Below are 15,665 nucleotides of genomic sequence, written 5' to 3'. Positions count from 1 at the left end.
TCTGGGCGCAGGTATTGCCCGCTCCAGCCTGGGCAGCGGCGGACCTCAGGGCCACCTGCCCCAGTTCCTGACCGCCGCTGTCCTGCACAGCGTAGGTATGGGCGCCTGCAGCGGGGCTGGGCACATCCAGACTCCAGGTACCGTCCTCGGCCACGGTGGCGTTGCCCAGGCTGGTTCCATCTTCCAAAACCTGGAGGATGCCGCCGGGGTTGCCCGTGCCCCTGAGGGTAAAGCCACCGGCAGGAAGTTGGGTGCCCTCCGCCGGGCCGGTGATGGCAAATGTTCCGGGGGTTGCGGAGGTGCCGTCTTCACTTCCGGCCTGACCCGAGGGAGGGGCCGCGCCGCTGGTGCTCGGCGCACCGTCGTCACCTGCTGCGCCAGAGGTGTCCGCCGAATTCTCCGCCGTCGTGTCCTGCCCAGCTGTGGCCCCCGCTCCTCCAGCCGTCATCTTGAGCTCGGTCCGGGCACCGCTGTTCTTGCCCGTGACCCGGTAGGTGTGTTCGCCGGGAGCCGGAGCGGGAACAGCGACCTGCCAGGTGCCGTCGGAACCCACCTCGGTGGTGGCGACGGACTGATCGCCTTCCTGGATGGTCAGCGTATCGCCCGCTGCCGCCGAGCCACCCATCACAAAGTCCTCGGCGGGGAGGGTGGCCCCCGGCGCAGGCGTGGTGACCGTGACGCTGCGCGCCGGCACACTTCCCGTGACAGACGTCCCTGAGGGCGAACGCGAGAACCACCAGGCCGCTCCACCAAGCAGCAGCGGCAGCAGTATCCACCACGGAAATCCGCTGCGGCGACGGCGTGGAGTGGTGGTGGTCGTCGTGACGCGGGTGGGGGCTGGAGCAGAAGTGGCAGGCGGCCTGATCTCCGCGCGAGGAGCAGGCGGCGTGGTGGTGACCTGGGGAATGGCGGTGGCGACAGTTTCCACGCGGGTGGGTTCCGCAGCGGGCGCTGGAGCAGGAGCGGCAGGCTTCAACAGCGCATTGAGGCTGGAGAGCCCGGGAGGCAGCAAGTCCGGCAGACGCCCCTGCAGCCCGCCGAGCAGCGTGCTCAGGCCCGTCGCATTCAGTCCCCCGGCCCGCGCGCGGCTCCCCACCAGAGCCAGCACCAGCGGTGCGAGCAGCGCGAGGAGCCGTCCGGCACTGGACCCCGAGCCGCCCGTCGCGGAACCGAAGCGGCCCGTCAGGGCATCTACGTTGGGAAAGAGGGTCCCCAACAGGCCGCGGCCCTGGCCCTCGATTCGGGCCAGTTCAGCCTGGTCGGAGAGCAGATCCGCGTTCAGCTCCCCATTCACGCCAAGCAGCCGCTCACTTTCACGGCTGCGGGTCAGGAGGTCCGCCGCACCCGCCTCGGTGCTTCCCCGGCTCAGGAGTCCGGCGAGGATCACCGGTAGGGCGGCCTGGGCGGCCCGGGAAGCCGTGCTGCCCGTGAAGCCGGCCGCGCGTCCCAGCCGGTCCACCAGGGGGCCGCGAAATTGACCGCGCAGGAACTCGGCCAAGCCCGCAGCAGTGGACGTGTCGCCCCTTTCCACGGCCAGGAGCGCAGTGGAAGGCACACCGAACGAACCCCCGAGGTCTGAGAGGAGCGCCGGCATGTTGCCTGCCAGCACCCCACGCTGACCCAGGAAGCTGAGCAGCAGCGGCAGGGCCATATTCAGCAGCTTTTGTACGCCCGCCAGGTCCTGCTCCCCAGCGACCTGCGGCACGATCCGGCCGGTCTGCTCGCCCAGCAACACGGGACCGAGCAGTTCACCGGCCTGCCCCAGGTTCTCGGCCCCGCCAGGCTCATTGAGCGCCGCCTCAACGTCCGAGAAGCCCGGAAGGTTCTGTACCGCTTCGCGCAGGTGGTCCTGGCCCTCCGGTGTCCGGGCATGTTCGGCGAGTGCCGCGAGTTGCAGGGGCAGACCGGCGCGCAGTATCCGCTCGGCCTCCACCCCGTCCAGACCCGCCTCCTGCCCCAACCGCCGGGTTCCAGCAGCTCCAAAATAAGAATTCATCAGATCCGTCGCGTCCATTGGCCCTCCTGAGACACGCGCACCCGGACCGTCCCGGGAGACGGAGGCGCGCGAAGCCGTTTTCTTGCCTATCGGCCTGCCAGGGCCGAAGGAACGCTCCTGTGAACGTTCCCGCCCAACGTAACGCATGGGGCCAGGGCCCTGTGAAGGTGTGTCAGTGATGACCGCCGCGTTAAAATGCGGAGCTTCTCAGGTCAACAGGTGCCGCCGCTCCCACACCCTCGCTGAAGGGCGCCTCCCGGCCCCGATTCAGGATGGGGCCGCGTTCACGTCCCGGTGGCCGTCGTTGCCACAGCTCGCACAGACGTAGGCGTGGCCGATTTTGACCTTCTGCCTGCGGCCGCATTGCGAACAATCCTGACTTGGGTATTTCGGGTCGAGCCCAGCGACTTTCCGACCAGCGTTCGCAGCTCTGAGGGGGAGGATGCCCAAGAAGCTGGCCCACCCTGCGTCCAGTAGCCCATTGACCGTACGGGGACGGGCGAAGCCGATGATGTTCAGGGCTCCGTGGAACACCATGTCATGGCGGTTGACCAGAGTGCGCGCCGTCTTGCGGCGGAAATCCCGCTTCCGGTTCGCCACCCGGCAATGCTCGGCGGCAATCTGCCGTTTCAGTTCCCGGTGGCGACGGTTCCCCGATTCTTTTTGCTGACCCTGCGCCGGAATTGCCCAATCTTCCGTGCGGCCTTTTTGAAGTGGCGGGGAGCTTTGACGGGCGCCCCGTCCGACGTGATGAGGAAGATTGGGTTGGTGCCCAGATCGGTCCCACGTCCCCGGTAGCGGGTGGGGGCCGCGCCCCCTACCCCGCAGGCGCACACCACATACCACTTCTCCCCCTCTCGTTTGACGGTGGCGGTCTTGACCGTTCCTTCCAGGGGGCGGTGGTACTTACAGCGCCCGTTGCCAATTTTGGACGCGTAGCCCTTGCCGGAATCCGGCAAGGGCATCGCCCCGTCTTGCCCGCCTGGGGTAGGTGAGGGAGTCGTCGTGCAACCTCCCTTTGAACCTCGGATACCCGGCCTTAACGCCGGATCTCACGCGGCGGAAAAAGCCCTTGAAGGACTTGTCAAGCCGCTCCATCACGTCAAGCACCTGCGAGTGGACGCCCTTGTACTCCGGTAAATCGGCCTCGATTTCGGTCAGGGCGCGTCTCCGCCCGCAGTAGCTGACGGACACACCACACTTCCGGTAAGCATCACGCCGTTCTTGCAAACCGGCGTTGTAAAGGCCCCGGCGCAGGTACAGCGTGGCGTCCAGCGCCTTTTCCTGGGCCACATTCGGGAACAGGCGGAACTTGAAGGCTTTATGCCCCATCGTCCACCTGTCCTTTGCGCTGGTTCTCGGTATACCGCCAAATCACATCCGCCGAGATGTTGCCCGCCAACCCCACGGAGTAGGCGTTCGTCCACAGGTGGCCGCGCCGCTTCCGTTCGGGGGGCTCTGGCAGCAAGAGACGTGCGGATACGCCCTTCAGGATTTTGGCGATGTCGCATGGCACCCACTTTGGCGGGCAAGACTGGAAGAGATGCACGTGTTCAGGCATGACCTCCCTGCCCCGGATGCGCCAGTCGCGCTCAGCACAGGTGGCGGTGGAAATCTCGATCAGGCAATCACGGAACGGGCCAAAGAACGACGGCAGTATTTCGGCGTGAACACCAGACGGTAATTCAGATAGTAGTGTGCGTGCCGTGTAGAACGCTCTCCCGCCACGTACGGCACCACGTGACGGTGAGCTGCAGATGGCCCTGCGTTGCCTACGACGCCCTGTTGCGCCGCCCTGGGGCAGTGGCTTATCTCCCCGCTTTTCAAAGTGGGGGATTACGCCACTGCCTCTCGAGCAGTTGTCCGAATGGGGCGCCGCGCGTGGAAGGGCACCCCTCACGGCGCCCCATTCTCCCCATGCGCATTTCGCTTGCCGGTCTCGGTCAAAAAGAAGTTTGCACGTTGACAACTGCGCCAAGGAAAAAGCCAGGCGGCCTCGCACCACCCGGCCTTCTCTCCACCTTAAGGATGAAGTTGCCCGTCTGCTCCGTCCCTCGCCCGCTCCACCAGGGTCAGGATGTCGTAGGTCGCCACGAGTTCGTCCCGCTGGTTGGTAATTTCCGCGTGCCACTCCACCACGCCGGTGGGACGCACTTCGCCGGGCCGCAGGTCCTTGCGGATCTTTCGCTTGCAGGTCAGGCGGGTACGGATGGTGTCGCCGATGCCGACGGGCTCAACGAAACGCAGGTTCTCCAGACCGTAGTTCGCCAGCACCGGGCCGGGCGCAGGCGAGACAAACTGCCCGGCGGCCGCCGAGATCAGGAAGTAGCCGTGCGCCACCCGCCGGCCGAAGAGACCTTCCCGCGCGCCGATCTCGTCCACGTGAGCGTAGAAGTGGTCTCCAGAGACATTGGCGAAGTTCACGATGTCGGCTTCCGTCACCGTCCGGCGGTGGGTGAGCAGGCTGTCGCCCACCTGGATTTCGTCGAAGGTCTTGCGGAAGGGGTGGATGCGGTCCTCGCGCACCTCGCCCCCCGGCACGTACTCGCGCGTGATGGCCGCGAGGGTGGTGGGATCGGCCTGCACCGCCACCTTGTTCATGTGGTGCTTGACGCCCGCGATGCCCGCCATTTCCTCGCTGCTCCCGGCCCGGCCCGGCCCGCCGTGCTTGAGCTGCGGCAGGGGGGAGCCGTGGCCCGTGCTCTCCTCGGCGTTCTCGCGGTTCAGGACGAGCAGGCGGCCGTGCGTGCTCGCCATACCGAGGACGAGCTCGGTGGCCTCGGTGCGGTCATGGGTGACGATGCTGCCCACCAGGGAGCCCCGGCCCATGCGGGCGAGCTGCACGGCTTCTTCCAACCCGCCGTAGGGCAACAGGGTCGCCACCGGACCAAAGGCTTCGAGCTCGTGCGGTCCGCGCGCCGTGAGAGGGGAGTCACACAGCAGCACCGTGGGATCGAGGAAGGCTCCCTTCTCGCGGTCTCCGCCCAGCAGTTCGCGGTCCTCGCCACCGATGACGACGCGGGCTTCTTCCCGCAAGGCGGTCAGGGTGGCCTGCACCCGCTCGCGTTGATCGGTGCTGACGAGCGCTCCCATCCGCACGTCGTCACGGGACGGATCGCCCACCGTGACCTTCCCGAGCTCCCTGCGCAGCGCCTCTACCACGGCCTCTATCCGGTCACGCGGCACGAGTGCACGGCGGATGGCGGTGCATTTCTGCCCAGCCTTGGACGTGATCTCGCGCGCCACCTCCTTGATGTAGAGGGCAAACTCGGGGTCCTCGGGGCGCACGGTCAGGCCCAGCACCGAGGCGTTGAGGCTGTCGGCCTCGGTGTTGAAAGGGACGTTACGGGCCACGATGTTCGGATGCACCCGCAGCTTCTGGGCGGTGGCCGCCGAACCCGTGAAGGCCACCATGTCCTGTTCTGCAAGGTGGTCGAGCAAGTCCCCGGGCTCGCCCATCACGAGTTGCAGGCTGCCTTCCGGGAGCAGGCCCGAAGCCACGATGTCACGCACCACGCGCTCGGCGAGGTACGCGGTCTGGGGCGCGGGCTTGACCAGGCTGGGCATCCCGGCGATAAACGCCTGGGCGAGCTTTTCCAGCATCCCCCACACCGGGAAGTTATAGGCGTTGATCTGCACCTCCACGCCCTCCCGGGGCACGAGGAGGTGCCGGGCCACGAAGGTCCCGCCCTTGCCGAGCTTTTCCACCTTGCCGTCGGGCAGGAAGCGCTCGTCAGGCAGTTCGCGGCGGGCCATGCCGGCGTAACTGAAGAGGGTCCCGATGCCGCCCTCGATATCCACCCAGCCGTCGCGGCGAGTGGCTCCGGTGAGCAGGTTGAGGGCGTAGTAATCCTCCTTGCGCTCCATCAGGTACGTCGCCAGGGCCTTGAGCGCCCGCGCCCTTGCGTGAAAGGTCAGCCTACGAAGGGCCGGGCCGCCCACCTCGCGCCCATAGTGCAGCGCCTGGGCAAAGTCCACGCCCTCCGAGGAAATGACGGCGACGGGGCGGCCATACACGGCGTCCACGAGGGTTTGTCCGTCGGCGTTGGCGTGCCAGGTGCCGTAGACGTAGGAGGCGGGGCGGAGCATGGAGGGGGTGGGGAGGGTGGTCATGGGGACTCCTTGAGGGTGGACTAACATTACGTATGACGATTACCAACGGGCGTGACCTCGAAGGCATGAAGCTGGCTGGAAAGGTGGTGGCCCGAACCCTCGAAGCGCTGAAGACCGCCGTGGAGCCCGGCATCACGCCGGCCGAACTGGACGCAATGGCAGGACAGGTTTTTGCCCAGTATGGCGCTTTCTCCGCACCCCGCGCGGAGTACGCCGCGCCCGTGAACGTGTTTATCAGCGTCAACGATGACATCGTTCACGGCCTGCCGACGCTGCGGCCCCTTGCAGCGGGGGATGTGGTGTCGATTGACGTCACGCCGAATGTCGGCGGCTACGTCGCGGACGCCGCAGTGACGGTGGCCGTTCCGCCCGTCTCGCCCGTGGCAAATCGCCTGATTGCCTGCGCTGAAGCTGCGTTTGGGGAGGCCATGAAAGTCGCCCGGGCAGGACGCCCACTGCATGGGATCGGCCGGGCCATCGAAACGGAAGTGGCTCGGCGCGGTTTCACGCTGCTCCGCGAACTCCAGGGACACGGCGTGGGGCGGGCCATCCACGAGAAGCCCGACGTGCCGAACTTCTACCACCCAGCGCTGAAAAAGCTCCTGCACGCAGGGTTGGTGATCGCCGTGGAACCGATGGTGTCCAGCGGCAGGAACTGGCGCACGAAAACGCTGCGCGACGGCTGGACCATCTCCACGGCCGACGGAAGTACCGCCGCGCACTTCGAGCACACCATCATGGTTACGGCGGGTGCGCCCCTGATTCTGACGGCCTGAAGTCACAGCTTCTTAAACGGCGTCAGTTCGCCCGGGGCCGTCACTGAAGGCGGGAGTGGAGGGGGTGGTCGCGCGAAACTCCTTTACATTTGGGACATGGCTCAACCGCCCGCCCATCTGCCCCGCGTGACCGCCGCAAGCCGCGCCGCGTGGCGGGCGTGGTTGCAGGAGAACCACCGGACAGCGGCGGGAGTGGTGCTGGTGTACCACAAGGTGGGCAGCGGCACACCCAGCGTCACCTACCCGGACGCCGTGCGCGAAGCTCTGGCCTTCGGCTGGATTGACACCACGCGTTACGCCCTGGACGAGCAGAGGTATCAGCAGGTGTTTGCGCCCCGCCGAAAGGGCAGCCCCTGGTCGCGCCTCAACAAAAGCTACGTCGCCGAACTGGTGGAGGCGGGGCTGATGACCACCGCTGGGCAGGCTGCCGTAGACGCCGCCAAGCAAGGCGGAGCGTGGAACGTTTCGGAAGCGGGGGAATCTGGGCAGGTTCCCGAGGACCTGCAATTGGCGCTGAATGCCAACCCGGACGCCGCACGGCACTTCGCCGAATTCCCGCCATCCATTCGGAAGTACGTCCTCCAGTGGATTGCCGAGGCCAAACAACCCGGCACACGAGCGAAGCGAATTGCGCAGACGGCCGAGCAGGCGGCGCAGAATCTCCGCGTGCGCGGTCAGAGACCTCCCCGTTAGACGCATCTACACGCTCTTGAATCCCTCGAACGGCTCCTTGCACGCGCCGCACACGTAGAGCCGCTTGCATAGCGTCGGGCCAAAGCTGGCCGTCATCCTCACGTTCAGCGAGCCGCAGCGGGGGCAACGGGTGGGTTCGGGGTCCAGGGTGATGAGGGGCGAGTCCCCCGTTGGGGCAGGCGGGGCGATGCCGTACTGCCGCAGCCGCTCGCGGGCACCGGACTCAATCCAGTCGGTGGTCCAAGGCGGCGTGAGGGTACTTTGGACGTCCACGTCAGCCACCCCCAGCGCGCGCACCGCCTCCCCGATTGAGGCGCGAATGACATGGAGTGCCGGACAACCCGAGAAGGTGGGCGTGAAGGTAACGCTCACGCGCCCGCCCTCCACCGTTACGTCCCGCACCATCCCCATGTCGGTGATGGAGACGACGGGAATTTCAGGATCGGGGACCGCGGCGAGGGCGGTCCAGACTTCGTCGGCCGAGGGCAAGCGCCCTGCTCTCCGGGCGCTGCCCTCGGCCCCCTGCTCCACACCGCCCATCACCACACCTCCGCGTGCGGCACCTGCCGCGCCACGCCCTGCATCTCGGCCAGCAGCGGGGCGAGGTATTCGGTATGGACTTCGCGGCCCCCGGAGGTCTCGCCCACCTCGGGCAAACTCAGGCCGCACCTCTCGGTCAGGAGGGGCAACGCGAGGCTTTCCCAGGTGCGGCGCACGGCGGCGAGGTCCGGCACCAGTCCGGCGGCCACGAGGTCCGCTTCGCCGGGAACGGGCATAAACAGCTGCCCGGCGTAAGGCCACAATTCATTCAGCGCCTTCTGGGTGCGGCGGCGGCTCTCGTCCGTGCCCAGGGCGAGGCGTTCTACCCATACGGCAGTGTGCTGGAGGTGGAACTTTTCCTCGCGCACAGCTTTGGCAGCCACCTCCGACAGCGGGGCATAGGCGCTTATGCGGGCGGCGTCCAGCCACACGGCTTCGTAGGCGTCGAAGAGGAATTGCCTCAGCATCGTCAAGGCCCAGTCGCCCCGGGGCAGTTCAACGAGGCGGGCGCAACGGTACTCCCCGGCATCCCGGAAAAAGGCGACGTGGTCCGGATCACTCCCGTCCAGTTCCCGCCGCAGTTCCAGAAACAGCGTGGCGTGCCCCAGCTCGTCCTGGGCAATGTTGGCCAGCGCGATGTCCTCTTCCAGAATGGGCGCGTGTCCCGTCCACTCCCCGTCCCGGTGCGCGAGGATGATCTCGTCGTCGGCGAGGGCAGTGAGCTTGGCGATGAGGGCGGCCCGGAACACGGGCGGGAGCGCTCGCTCCTCCTGGCGACTTTCCGTCATTCCTCTCCCTCCCGCACGCGCCCCGGCATGCGGCCCTCGCGCTTGAGCTCACCCACATGCTTGCCGATCACGCCGTAGAACTGCTGCTGCTTGTAGGTCTTTTCCTTCGCAGGGGCGAACCAGCTTTCCAGGGTGCCGGGGTCACCGTCGGTGCGGATGACCCCAGAGTCGGGGAAGACCAGCCAGGTCAGCGCGTCGGGGTACATCACTCGGGCCTGGATGAGGGCGTCGCCGGGACCGCCCGCCTCCACCTGGTCCACGAGATCCACGAAGGTCATGGAGCGCTTGTGCGTGCGCTTGATTCCGATGTGGTAGGTGCCCAGCCCACCGGGCGTATTCAGCACCTCGGGGTTGGACGTCAGTTCCTCGGGCGTGGCGGTCAGGATATCGGCCTCGCGCACGGCCCAGAGGCTGACGGCAGCGGGGCGGCGCACGAAGACGTTGCGGGCAGTCAGGAGCGCGTGCTGGGGATCACCCGCATGGACGCTGCCCACCGCTTGAAGAGGACGGCCCGGGGCGTCCTGCTTGAAGACTTCCCAGCGGGGCCACTGGGTGTCTGTGCCCCGGGGGTCGGGACGGGGGTTTTCCGATTGAGGTGAGGTCATCTCTTCTCCGCACAACAGGATGGGGTTCATGGAAAGTGGCGGGCAAAAGGTCGCGGCCCCGGTCCCAGCCACCACGGCTTGTTGCCCCAACCGCCTCAGTCCGCCGCCTGCGCCAAGTGCCGCGCGGCGTAGGCCTCCAGCGCCTCGCGCACCCAAGCCCCGTCCTCGTGGGCGTGCTGACGTGCCCCGAGGCGTTCCTTGTTGAGCCCCTGCTGGCCCTTGATGACCGCCCAGAACTCATCCCAGTTGATCGGGCCGTGCTTCCAGTGGCCGTGCTCGTCCTGATGCAGATCGGGGTCGGGAATACTCAACCCGGCTCCGAGCAGTTCGGGGACGTGCTCGTCCATAAATTCCTGGCGGACCTCATCGTTCGTCTTGAGCTTGATGCCCCACTTCGCCAGCGCACCCGTGTTGGGGCTGTCGGCATCGTGCGGCCCCAGCATCATCAGGGCCGGCCACCACCAGCGGTTCAGGGCATCCTGCGCCATCTGCCGCTGTTCAGGCGTGCCCTGCGCGTAGGCCACGATCATCTCCTTGCCCTGCTTGTGGTGGAAGGTTTCTTCCGAGCAGATGCGGACCATCGCGCGGGAGTAGGGGCCGTACGAGCAGCCCGCCAGCATGGTCTGGTTCTTGATCGCCGCGCCGTCCACCAACCAGCCGATCATGCCCACGTCGGCCCAAGAGTGGGTGGGGTAGTTGAAGATGCTGGAGTACTTGGCCTTACCGGTCAGGAGAGCGCTCAGCATCCCCTCGCGCGTCGCGCCCAGGGTTTCGGCGGCGTGATAGAGGTACTGGCCGTGACCAGCCTCGTCTTGCACCTTGGCGATCAGGATGGTCTTACGTTTCAGGGTGGGCGCGCGGGAGATCCACTCGCCCTCGGGGAGCATACCCACAACTTCGCTGTGCGCGTGCTGGGAAATCATGCGAATCAGTTGACGGCGGTACTCGGCAGGCATCCAGTCGCCGGCTTCGATCTTCTCGCCGCGCGCGATGCGGGCCTCGAAGGCCGCGTGCTGCTCTGGGGTTTCATTCTGGGGCAGGGGCGGGACAGCTTGGGGCTGGGTCATGGGGAACCTCCAGGAAAGGACAGGACTACCTAACGCTCGTTAGGCTCAGTGTACATCGGCGGGCGAAACGTCCACACACTCACGGTTACAAAGGTCAAGAACCCCGGCCGGTTTCCCCATGTGCCGGGCAGCAGGCGTATGAACATGCGCCCGCCGGGAGCGTGGCCTGAACCGTCAGGCCCGTGCCCAAACGCTGGGCACCGATCCGTCTACTCCCGGCTCCGGCACAGGGCAGTTCTGGTCCGCGGCTTCCTCCCATAGAGCGGGAAGCGCAACCCGGCGGCCAAGCCCCTATAAACGGGGCATGAGCGAACGCAGGCAGGTGGGCAGCGGCAGTCCCTGGGAGAGCGTGGTGGGCTATTCCCGCGCAGTCCGCGTGGGCAAGGTTATTCACGTGGCGGGCACGACGGCCACGCGCGACGGAGCGGTGCAGCATGTGGGCGACGCCGCCGGGCAGACGCGGGTTTGCCTGGAAATTATCCGCGAGGCGCTGGAGGCCCTGGGTGGACGGCTGGAAGACGTGGTGCGGACGCGGATGTACGTGACCGACATCTGCCGCTGGGAGGAAGTGGGGCGTGCCCACGGCGAGGTCTTCGGACGCGTCCGCCCGGCGGCCAGCATGGTGCAAGTGGCGGCGCTGATCGATCCCGCACACCTGGTGGAGATCGAGGCGGAGGCGTGGCTGGAGCGGGAAGCGTAAAAATACGCCCGGCTCGCAGGGAACCGGGCGGAGATAAGTCGGGAAACTTCAGGCGATCATGCGCCCCGTTTGCAGGCCGCCGTGCTGCAGCAGCACCAGGTGGCCCTCGCTCCCAGGGGAGAGGCGGCCGGCCGCGAACAGGGCGCGCAGGGTGGGCAGGTGGTACAGCTCGCCGTCCTCACCCCGCGCCACGTCCGTACTGCTAAACGGGGTGGCCTTCAGGGCTGTCTTCGTGTCTTCCATACGCTCTCCTGACCACCTCACCGCCAAACATGAGGGCCGCCTTTAGATTCTCTAAATTATCCACATCTGGCCTGTCGGAAGTCTGACGCCCGCGGGAAAAATCTAGACGAGGCCGCTTTCGCTGCCGCTGACCTTTCCAGGCATACTGCCGCCATGCCCGCTCCACTCCTGCCTGCCGGTTCCCCTCGCCTCGGCCTCGGTCTGGCGGCCCTGGGGAGGCCGGGCTACATCAACCTCGGGCATGGAGAGGATGTGGGGCAGGGCAAAGGTGAAACGGCGATGCAGGCCCGGGCATCCGAGGTGTTGGACGCGGCGTGGGAGGGTGGCGCGCGCTACTTCGACGCTGCCCGCAGCTACGGAAAGGCGGAGGCGTTCCTGGGCGCTTGGCTGCGCGCGCGCGCTCACCCGGCCACGGTGGGCAGCAAGTGGGGCTACACATATACGGCAGGCTGGCGCACGGACGCCGAGACGCATGAGGTCAAGGACCACAGCCTCTCCACCCTCGAGCGCCAGTGGCCAGAAACGCTGGAAGCCCTGGGCCGCGCGCCAGACGTGTACCTGATCCACTCCGCCACGCTGGACACGGGCGTATTGGAAGACCGGGCGGTGCTGGCCCGTCTCGCCGAGCTCGCTGCCTCGGGCGTTCGGGTGGGCCTGAGCACCAGCGGTCCCCGTCAGGCCGGTACATTGCGCCGGGCGTTGGAGGTGCGGGTGGACGGCGTCAATCCCTTCTGCGTGGTGCAGGCGACGTGGAACCTCCTCGAACCTTCCGCCGGAGAAGCGCTGGCGGAGGCGCAGGGGCAAGGCTGGCACGTGGTATTGAAAGAAGTGGTGGCCAATGGCCGCCTTACCGCCCGTGGCCTGACGGGGCGGGGAGACGTCCCCCCACCCCTGGCAGAGTTGGCCGCCGAGCACCACGCCACCCCCGACGCCGTGGCCCTCGCCGCTGCCCTGGCCCAGCCCTGGACGGACGTGGTGCTGAGCGGAGCGACGACGGTGGAGCAGTGGAAGAGCAATCTGCGGGCCAACGGGATCAGGCCGGATCTGGCACGGCTGGCCCACCTGGCGCAGCCGCCGCAGGGATACTGGAAGTCCCGTTCGGCTCTGCCCTGGACGTGATGGGCCCCGATGTGCGGGGCAGGCCGTCCGGTCCGAAGGGCGCGGCGAAGGTGAAGGCGTGCGCGGTGGGCCCCTGGGCTTCCAGCTGGGCAAGGCGTGATTTGGCCTGCGCTGCGGTGGGCCTCTTTCCTGCAGCCACCCCCCACATGGCCGTGTCGGGCTGGGCCATACGCGTAAACCACTCGCGCCACCGCTTGAGAAAGTCCAGATGCACGCCCGAAGAGGCAAAGGCCCGCACCGCCTCCACATCCTCCCACACGCTCAGGTTGACGATCAGCAGGGGATCGGGGTCGTAGGGGATGTTCGTCGCGTTCCCTCCCTCGTCCTGCAGCCGCCAGACAAAACCCGGGGCAGCCTCAGCCAGGGCGCTCACCGGGTCCAGACCAGCGATGAAGTCGGCGAGCTCCGGCGCGCGGAGTCGGGCCACGTTGACCTGCGCCAGTTGCATCTTCATGCATCGAGCCTACTGTTCGCCCTCGTCCGCCAACCGCTGCAGGGCGGGCCGCAGCGCGGGCAATTCCACCCGCGCCGCGCGCCACACCAGTTGGGGATCAATGCCAAAGTAATCGTGCGAGACGAGGTTCCGAACAGCGCGGAGCAGGGTCCAGGGCACTTCGGTCGCAGCGCCTTGCACCTCCAGCGGCAGGAATTTCGTCGTCTCGCCCAGTCGCGCGAGGTTGCGGAGCACGGCGTCTTGCGTCCTGGGATCGGTCAGGAACGTCTCCAGCGTGTGACCCGACGTATAGTTCACCGCCCGGTCCAGCGCGTCGAGCAGGTCCAGCACCCGCCAGCGCCAGCGCTTTTCGCGGTGCAGTTCGGGGGGCGGTTGGGGCACGGCCTGAATGTCCACCGCGTCGGCGAGCACTTCCTCCCGCAACGGATCTTTCAGGGCCCCTTCGGTCAGCACGTCCACCCGCCGCTCCAGGAGCGCCTCGAAGACGGCCTGGGCGCGCATCAGGGCCAGCAATCCCGCCTCACCCGCGAAGTCCACGAGCAGGTCTACATCCGCCGAATTGTCCGCTTCACCACGCGCCACAGAGCCGAACACACGCACGCGCGAGATGCCCGCCGCCCGCCACTGCGCCTCGCCCGCGCGCAGCAGTCCGGCGATGGTGGGCAGGCGCAGGTCAGGAAAGAGCGCTTCGGAAGAGGGAGAACCGGGAGCGGGAGGCCGGGGCATCCCCGTGAGTCTAGAGCTGGACCGGAACTGGGCGGAGGGGAAACGCCACCCGGACACTTCCAGGCTTTACGATCAACCCCGATGATCGTCGCCATCGGACACGACCTGATCGAGATCGGGCGCATTCGCGGGATGCTGGCGCGGGAGGGGCGGCGCGCCGAGAAGCTGTTTGCTCCCGGGGAGCTGGCCTACTGCGCCCGGCTCTCGGACCCGGTGCCCAGCCTCGCCGCGCGTTTCGCCGCCAAAGAAGCCTTTCAGAAGGTCTGGCCCCGCCCCCACGGCTGGCGCGACGTGTGGGTGGAGCGGGAGCGCACACCGGATGGGCCCTTCCCCTTTTCCCCCCCGGTGCTGGGCTTTGCCCCCGAAATCGCCAACGAGATGCGTGCACGGGGTTGGGTGGCCCACCTGACCCTCACCCACACCAAGGAACATGCCTCGGCGGTGGTGGTGCTGGAAGCCCACGCGGGGAAGGGCGCGTGATTCGCCTGATCGCCACCGATCTGGACGGCACCCTGCTGCGCCCGGACCTCAGCGTGAGCGCGCGAACGCGGGCGGCCCTGGACGCGGCGCGGGCCGTCGGAATACATGTGGTGCCCGTGACGGCCCGGCAACCGCGTGGAGTGCGGCGCACCGCGCAAGCTGCCGGATTCGCCGAATACGCCCTGTGCGGCAACGGCGCGCACGGAATTCACCTGGGCACGGGCAAGACGCTGTTCGAGGCCCACGTGCCGGAAGCGGTGCAGCGGGCGCTGGCAGAGGCCCTGGCCGAACGGTTCCCCGACGTGCTGTTCGCCAGCGTACGCGAGGGAGGCGAGGTCTTCGTGGCCCAGGACGGCTACGCGGCGATCGCCCACTTTGAGGACCACAAACGTGAACCCCGGGACATGGGCGGGCACAGCCTGGACGACGTGCTGGCCACGCCGAGTTCTGAAATTCATCGTGCGGCACGCCGAGATGACGCCCCGCGAACTGCTGGCCGAGTTGCGGGCCCTGAACCTGGGCGGCTTCGCCATGACGCACTCGGGTGCCCCTTTTCTAGAGGTGCTGGCCGAAGGCGTGAGCAAGGCGTGGGGCCTGGAGCAGCTCTGCGCGCGGCTGGGCGTACGGCGCGAGGAGGTGCTGGCTTTTGGCGACGCCCCCAACGACGCCGAGATGCTCGCCTGGGCCGGGCACGGCGTGGCGGTGGCAAACGCGGAACCGGAAGCGCTGGAGGCGGCGGACGAGGTGACCCTCTCCAATGCGGAGGATGGAGTGGCTGTGGTCACCTCATCCGCTGCCTCCAGAATCCCAAGCCTGACTAAAGGGGCAATCGTTGGTTGGGTGACGGGCTTCGCGTCCAGACGCGCCTACGCTGGGGCATGAACACCTTCAGCCGGTCCGTGCTGCTTGGCCTCGCGCTTCTCGTTCCGGCGGCTGGACTGGGAGCGGCGGGCGCGCAACGCATTCTTCCCATGCTCTCCGCCCCCGCCACAGACGCCGAGAAGGCCGCTCTGACGCGGGGACGCGCTCTGGTGGCCGACTTCTACGCGGTAAAGGTGGAGGGGTTATGGAAGTCCTTCACGCCCGAATTGCAGGGGGGCTGGGGCTCACTGGGGTCGTTACGCGCCTACCGTGAGGCCGGAGTGCAGGCGTACGGAGCCGAGCGCCAGGTGTTGCGCGAGTGGACGTTCACGGACGGGGGCGTGGCCTATTACGTCCGCAGCGCGCGCTTCGAGGAGGACCCGAACACGCTGTGGAACGTGGTGGTGGGCTTCGACGCGGCGGGCCGGGTCAGCGTCTTCGGCATCATGGAGGACGACGAGGAAGTCTCGGGCCCCTCGGCGTAAGAGGGCAGGCACGGCAAGG

Annotated in this window: 20 protein-coding genes and 1 pseudogene (1 of these 21 cut by a window edge); 8 read left to right on the top strand and 13 right to left on the bottom strand. The window is 67.4% G+C overall.

Going from position 1 to position 15,665, the window contains the following annotated elements; genetic code table 11:
- From B9A95_RS16350 to paaZ, 6 genes are all read right to left on the bottom strand, one after another.
- Positions 1 to 2,014, bottom strand: the 5' portion of a protein-coding gene (locus B9A95_RS16350) for a DUF937 domain-containing protein (RefSeq protein ID WP_084048280.1). The gene continues 260 nt to the left of window position 1, outside the view; 2,014 of the gene's 2,274 nt are visible here — the first part of the coding sequence; the start codon lies at positions 2,012 to 2,014; its stop codon lies beyond the left edge, outside the window.
- Positions 2,015 to 2,263: 249 nt separating this feature from the next.
- Positions 2,264 to 2,596, bottom strand: a complete 333-nt coding sequence (locus B9A95_RS34660; RefSeq protein WP_212648339.1) for a zinc ribbon domain-containing protein — start codon at positions 2,594 to 2,596, stop codon at positions 2,264 to 2,266.
- A gap of 29 nt (positions 2,597 to 2,625) precedes the next feature.
- The gene (locus tag B9A95_RS34655) at positions 2,626 to 2,961 is read right to left on the bottom strand and encodes a hypothetical protein (RefSeq protein WP_212648338.1); all 336 of its coding nucleotides are present in this window, start codon (positions 2,959 to 2,961) and stop codon (positions 2,626 to 2,628) included.
- Entirely contained in the window at positions 2,903 to 3,328 is a 426-nt protein-coding gene (locus B9A95_RS34650) for a helix-turn-helix domain-containing protein (protein ID WP_212648337.1), read from the bottom strand. Before B9A95_RS34650 ends, B9A95_RS34655 begins: the two co-directional genes overlap by 59 nt.
- Positions 3,318 to 3,896, bottom strand: coding sequence for an IS200/IS605 family transposase (gene tnpA / locus B9A95_RS16340; protein ID WP_212648336.1), 579 nt, complete (start codon positions 3,894 to 3,896; stop codon positions 3,318 to 3,320). The genes B9A95_RS34650 and tnpA overlap by 11 nt, the downstream gene beginning before the upstream one ends.
- A 122-nt stretch (positions 3,897 to 4,018) precedes the next feature.
- A complete protein-coding gene (gene paaZ, locus B9A95_RS16335) occupies positions 4,019 to 6,109 on the bottom strand; it encodes a phenylacetic acid degradation bifunctional protein PaaZ (protein WP_084048279.1) in 2,091 nt (696 codons plus the stop codon).
- Between the two features lie 32 nt (positions 6,110 to 6,141).
- Here paaZ and map point away from each other — a divergent pair, with 32 nt between their 5' ends.
- Both map and B9A95_RS16325 read left to right on the top strand, forming a co-directional pair.
- Positions 6,142 to 6,885 carry a type I methionyl aminopeptidase gene (map, locus tag B9A95_RS16330; RefSeq protein WP_084048278.1) on the top strand — a complete coding sequence of 248 codons (744 nt, stop codon included), beginning with the start codon at positions 6,142 to 6,144 and terminating at the stop codon, positions 6,883 to 6,885.
- Positions 6,886 to 6,981: 96 nt separating this feature from the next.
- Positions 6,982 to 7,578, top strand: a complete 597-nt coding sequence (locus B9A95_RS16325) for a YdeI/OmpD-associated family protein (RefSeq protein ID WP_084048277.1) — start codon at positions 6,982 to 6,984, stop codon at positions 7,576 to 7,578.
- Positions 7,579 to 7,584: 6 nt separating this feature from the next.
- On the opposite strand, the gene paaD is transcribed toward B9A95_RS16325, so the two are convergent.
- The 4 genes from paaD to paaA form a co-directional block, all read right to left on the bottom strand.
- Positions 7,585 to 8,118, bottom strand: a complete 534-nt coding sequence (gene paaD / locus B9A95_RS16320; RefSeq protein ID WP_084048276.1) for a 1,2-phenylacetyl-CoA epoxidase subunit PaaD — start codon at positions 8,116 to 8,118, stop codon at positions 7,585 to 7,587.
- Entirely contained in the window at positions 8,118 to 8,906 is a 789-nt protein-coding gene (paaC, locus tag B9A95_RS16315) for a 1,2-phenylacetyl-CoA epoxidase subunit PaaC (RefSeq protein WP_084048275.1), read from the bottom strand. The genes paaD and paaC overlap by 1 nt, the downstream gene beginning before the upstream one ends.
- Positions 8,903 to 9,511: a phenylacetic acid degradation protein gene (locus B9A95_RS16310; protein WP_170928676.1), complete on the bottom strand. Its 609-nt coding sequence runs from the start codon at positions 9,509 to 9,511 to the stop codon at positions 8,903 to 8,905. The genes paaC and B9A95_RS16310 overlap by 4 nt, the downstream gene beginning before the upstream one ends.
- A gap of 95 nt (positions 9,512 to 9,606) precedes the next feature.
- Positions 9,607 to 10,578 (bottom strand): 1,2-phenylacetyl-CoA epoxidase subunit PaaA, encoded by a 972-nt coding sequence (gene paaA, locus B9A95_RS16305; protein ID WP_084048273.1) that lies wholly within the window; start codon positions 10,576 to 10,578, stop codon positions 9,607 to 9,609.
- A gap of 304 nt (positions 10,579 to 10,882) precedes the next feature.
- On the opposite strand from paaA, the gene B9A95_RS16300 reads away from it, so the two are divergent.
- On the top strand, positions 10,883 to 11,278 hold the full coding sequence (locus tag B9A95_RS16300; RefSeq protein ID WP_084048272.1) for a RidA family protein: 396 nt from the start codon (positions 10,883 to 10,885) through the stop codon (positions 11,276 to 11,278).
- Positions 11,279 to 11,326: 48 nt separating this feature from the next.
- On the opposite strand, the gene B9A95_RS16295 is transcribed toward B9A95_RS16300, so the two are convergent.
- On the bottom strand, positions 11,327 to 11,521 hold the full coding sequence (locus tag B9A95_RS16295; RefSeq protein WP_084048271.1) for a hypothetical protein: 195 nt from the start codon (positions 11,519 to 11,521) through the stop codon (positions 11,327 to 11,329).
- 153 nt (positions 11,522 to 11,674) lie between these two features.
- Between B9A95_RS16295 and B9A95_RS16290 the strand changes: the two genes are divergently transcribed.
- On the top strand, positions 11,675 to 12,640 hold the full coding sequence (locus tag B9A95_RS16290; protein WP_084048270.1) for an aldo/keto reductase: 966 nt from the start codon (positions 11,675 to 11,677) through the stop codon (positions 12,638 to 12,640).
- Here B9A95_RS16290 and B9A95_RS16285 read toward each other — a convergent pair.
- Both B9A95_RS16285 and B9A95_RS16280 read right to left on the bottom strand, forming a co-directional pair.
- Positions 12,555 to 13,094, bottom strand: coding sequence for a DUF3291 domain-containing protein (locus B9A95_RS16285; RefSeq protein WP_084048269.1), 540 nt, complete (start codon positions 13,092 to 13,094; stop codon positions 12,555 to 12,557). The two genes, B9A95_RS16290 and B9A95_RS16285, sit on opposite strands and share 86 nt — an antisense overlap.
- A gap of 9 nt (positions 13,095 to 13,103) precedes the next feature.
- Positions 13,104 to 13,820, bottom strand: a complete 717-nt coding sequence (locus B9A95_RS16280) for a HepT-like ribonuclease domain-containing protein (RefSeq protein ID WP_084048268.1) — start codon at positions 13,818 to 13,820, stop codon at positions 13,104 to 13,106.
- Positions 13,821 to 13,901: 81 nt separating this feature from the next.
- Between B9A95_RS16280 and B9A95_RS16275 the strand changes: the two genes are divergently transcribed.
- From B9A95_RS16275 to B9A95_RS16265, 4 genes and pseudogenes are all read left to right on the top strand, one after another.
- Positions 13,902 to 14,300, top strand: a complete 399-nt coding sequence (locus B9A95_RS16275) for a 4'-phosphopantetheinyl transferase superfamily protein (protein ID WP_084048267.1) — start codon at positions 13,902 to 13,904, stop codon at positions 14,298 to 14,300.
- Positions 14,297 to 14,560 (top strand): annotated as a pseudogene (locus B9A95_RS36590) (HAD family hydrolase); the annotation flags it as partial. The gene B9A95_RS16275 and the pseudogene B9A95_RS36590, both read left to right, overlap by 4 nt.
- Positions 14,561 to 14,690: 130 nt before the next feature.
- On the top strand, positions 14,691 to 15,182 hold the full coding sequence (locus B9A95_RS36585) for an HAD family hydrolase (RefSeq protein ID WP_342744593.1): 492 nt from the start codon (positions 14,691 to 14,693) through the stop codon (positions 15,180 to 15,182).
- Positions 15,179 to 15,646 (top strand): hypothetical protein, encoded by a 468-nt coding sequence (locus B9A95_RS16265; protein ID WP_084048266.1) that lies wholly within the window; start codon positions 15,179 to 15,181, stop codon positions 15,644 to 15,646. The genes B9A95_RS36585 and B9A95_RS16265 overlap by 4 nt, the downstream gene beginning before the upstream one ends.
- The last annotated feature ends 19 nt before the right edge of the window (positions 15,647 to 15,665 follow it).

Origin of the sequence: Deinococcus hopiensis KR-140 (assembly GCF_900176165.1) — a bacterium.
Taxonomy (GTDB): Bacteria; Deinococcota; Deinococci; order Deinococcales; family Deinococcaceae; genus Deinococcus; species Deinococcus hopiensis.
This window is presented reverse-complemented; position numbering and strand designations above follow the sequence as displayed.

Coding starts and splice junctions, on each gene's coding strand:
- B9A95_RS34655 (WP_212648338.1), bottom strand. CDS start 2,961: ATGCCCTTGCCGGATTCCGGCAAGGGCTACGCGTCCAAAATTGGCAAC.
- B9A95_RS34650 (WP_212648337.1), bottom strand. CDS start 3,328: ATGGGGCATAAAGCCTTCAAGTTCCGCCTGTTCCCGAATGTGGCCCAG.
- paaZ (WP_084048279.1), bottom strand. CDS start 6,109: ATGACCACCCTCCCCACCCCCTCCATGCTCCGCCCCGCCTCCTACGTC.
- map (WP_084048278.1), top strand. CDS start 6,142: ATGACGATTACCAACGGGCGTGACCTCGAAGGCATGAAGCTGGCTGGA.
- B9A95_RS16325 (WP_084048277.1), top strand. CDS start 6,982: ATGGCTCAACCGCCCGCCCATCTGCCCCGCGTGACCGCCGCAAGCCGC.
- paaD (WP_084048276.1), bottom strand. CDS start 8,118: ATGGGCGGTGTGGAGCAGGGGGCCGAGGGCAGCGCCCGGAGAGCAGGG.
- paaC (WP_084048275.1), bottom strand. CDS start 8,906: ATGACGGAAAGTCGCCAGGAGGAGCGAGCGCTCCCGCCCGTGTTCCGG.
- B9A95_RS16310 (WP_170928676.1), bottom strand. CDS start 9,511: ATGACCTCACCTCAATCGGAAAACCCCCGTCCCGACCCCCGGGGCACA.
- paaA (WP_084048273.1), bottom strand. CDS start 10,578: ATGACCCAGCCCCAAGCTGTCCCGCCCCTGCCCCAGAATGAAACCCCA.
- B9A95_RS16300 (WP_084048272.1), top strand. CDS start 10,883: ATGAGCGAACGCAGGCAGGTGGGCAGCGGCAGTCCCTGGGAGAGCGTG.
- B9A95_RS16295 (WP_084048271.1), bottom strand. CDS start 11,521: ATGGAAGACACGAAGACAGCCCTGAAGGCCACCCCGTTTAGCAGTACG.
- B9A95_RS16290 (WP_084048270.1), top strand. CDS start 11,675: ATGCCCGCTCCACTCCTGCCTGCCGGTTCCCCTCGCCTCGGCCTCGGT.
- B9A95_RS16285 (WP_084048269.1), bottom strand. CDS start 13,094: ATGAAGATGCAACTGGCGCAGGTCAACGTGGCCCGACTCCGCGCGCCG.
- B9A95_RS16280 (WP_084048268.1), bottom strand. CDS start 13,820: ATGCCCCGGCCTCCCGCTCCCGGTTCTCCCTCTTCCGAAGCGCTCTTT.
- B9A95_RS16275 (WP_084048267.1), top strand. CDS start 13,902: ATGATCGTCGCCATCGGACACGACCTGATCGAGATCGGGCGCATTCGC.
- B9A95_RS16265 (WP_084048266.1), top strand. CDS start 15,179: ATGAACACCTTCAGCCGGTCCGTGCTGCTTGGCCTCGCGCTTCTCGTT.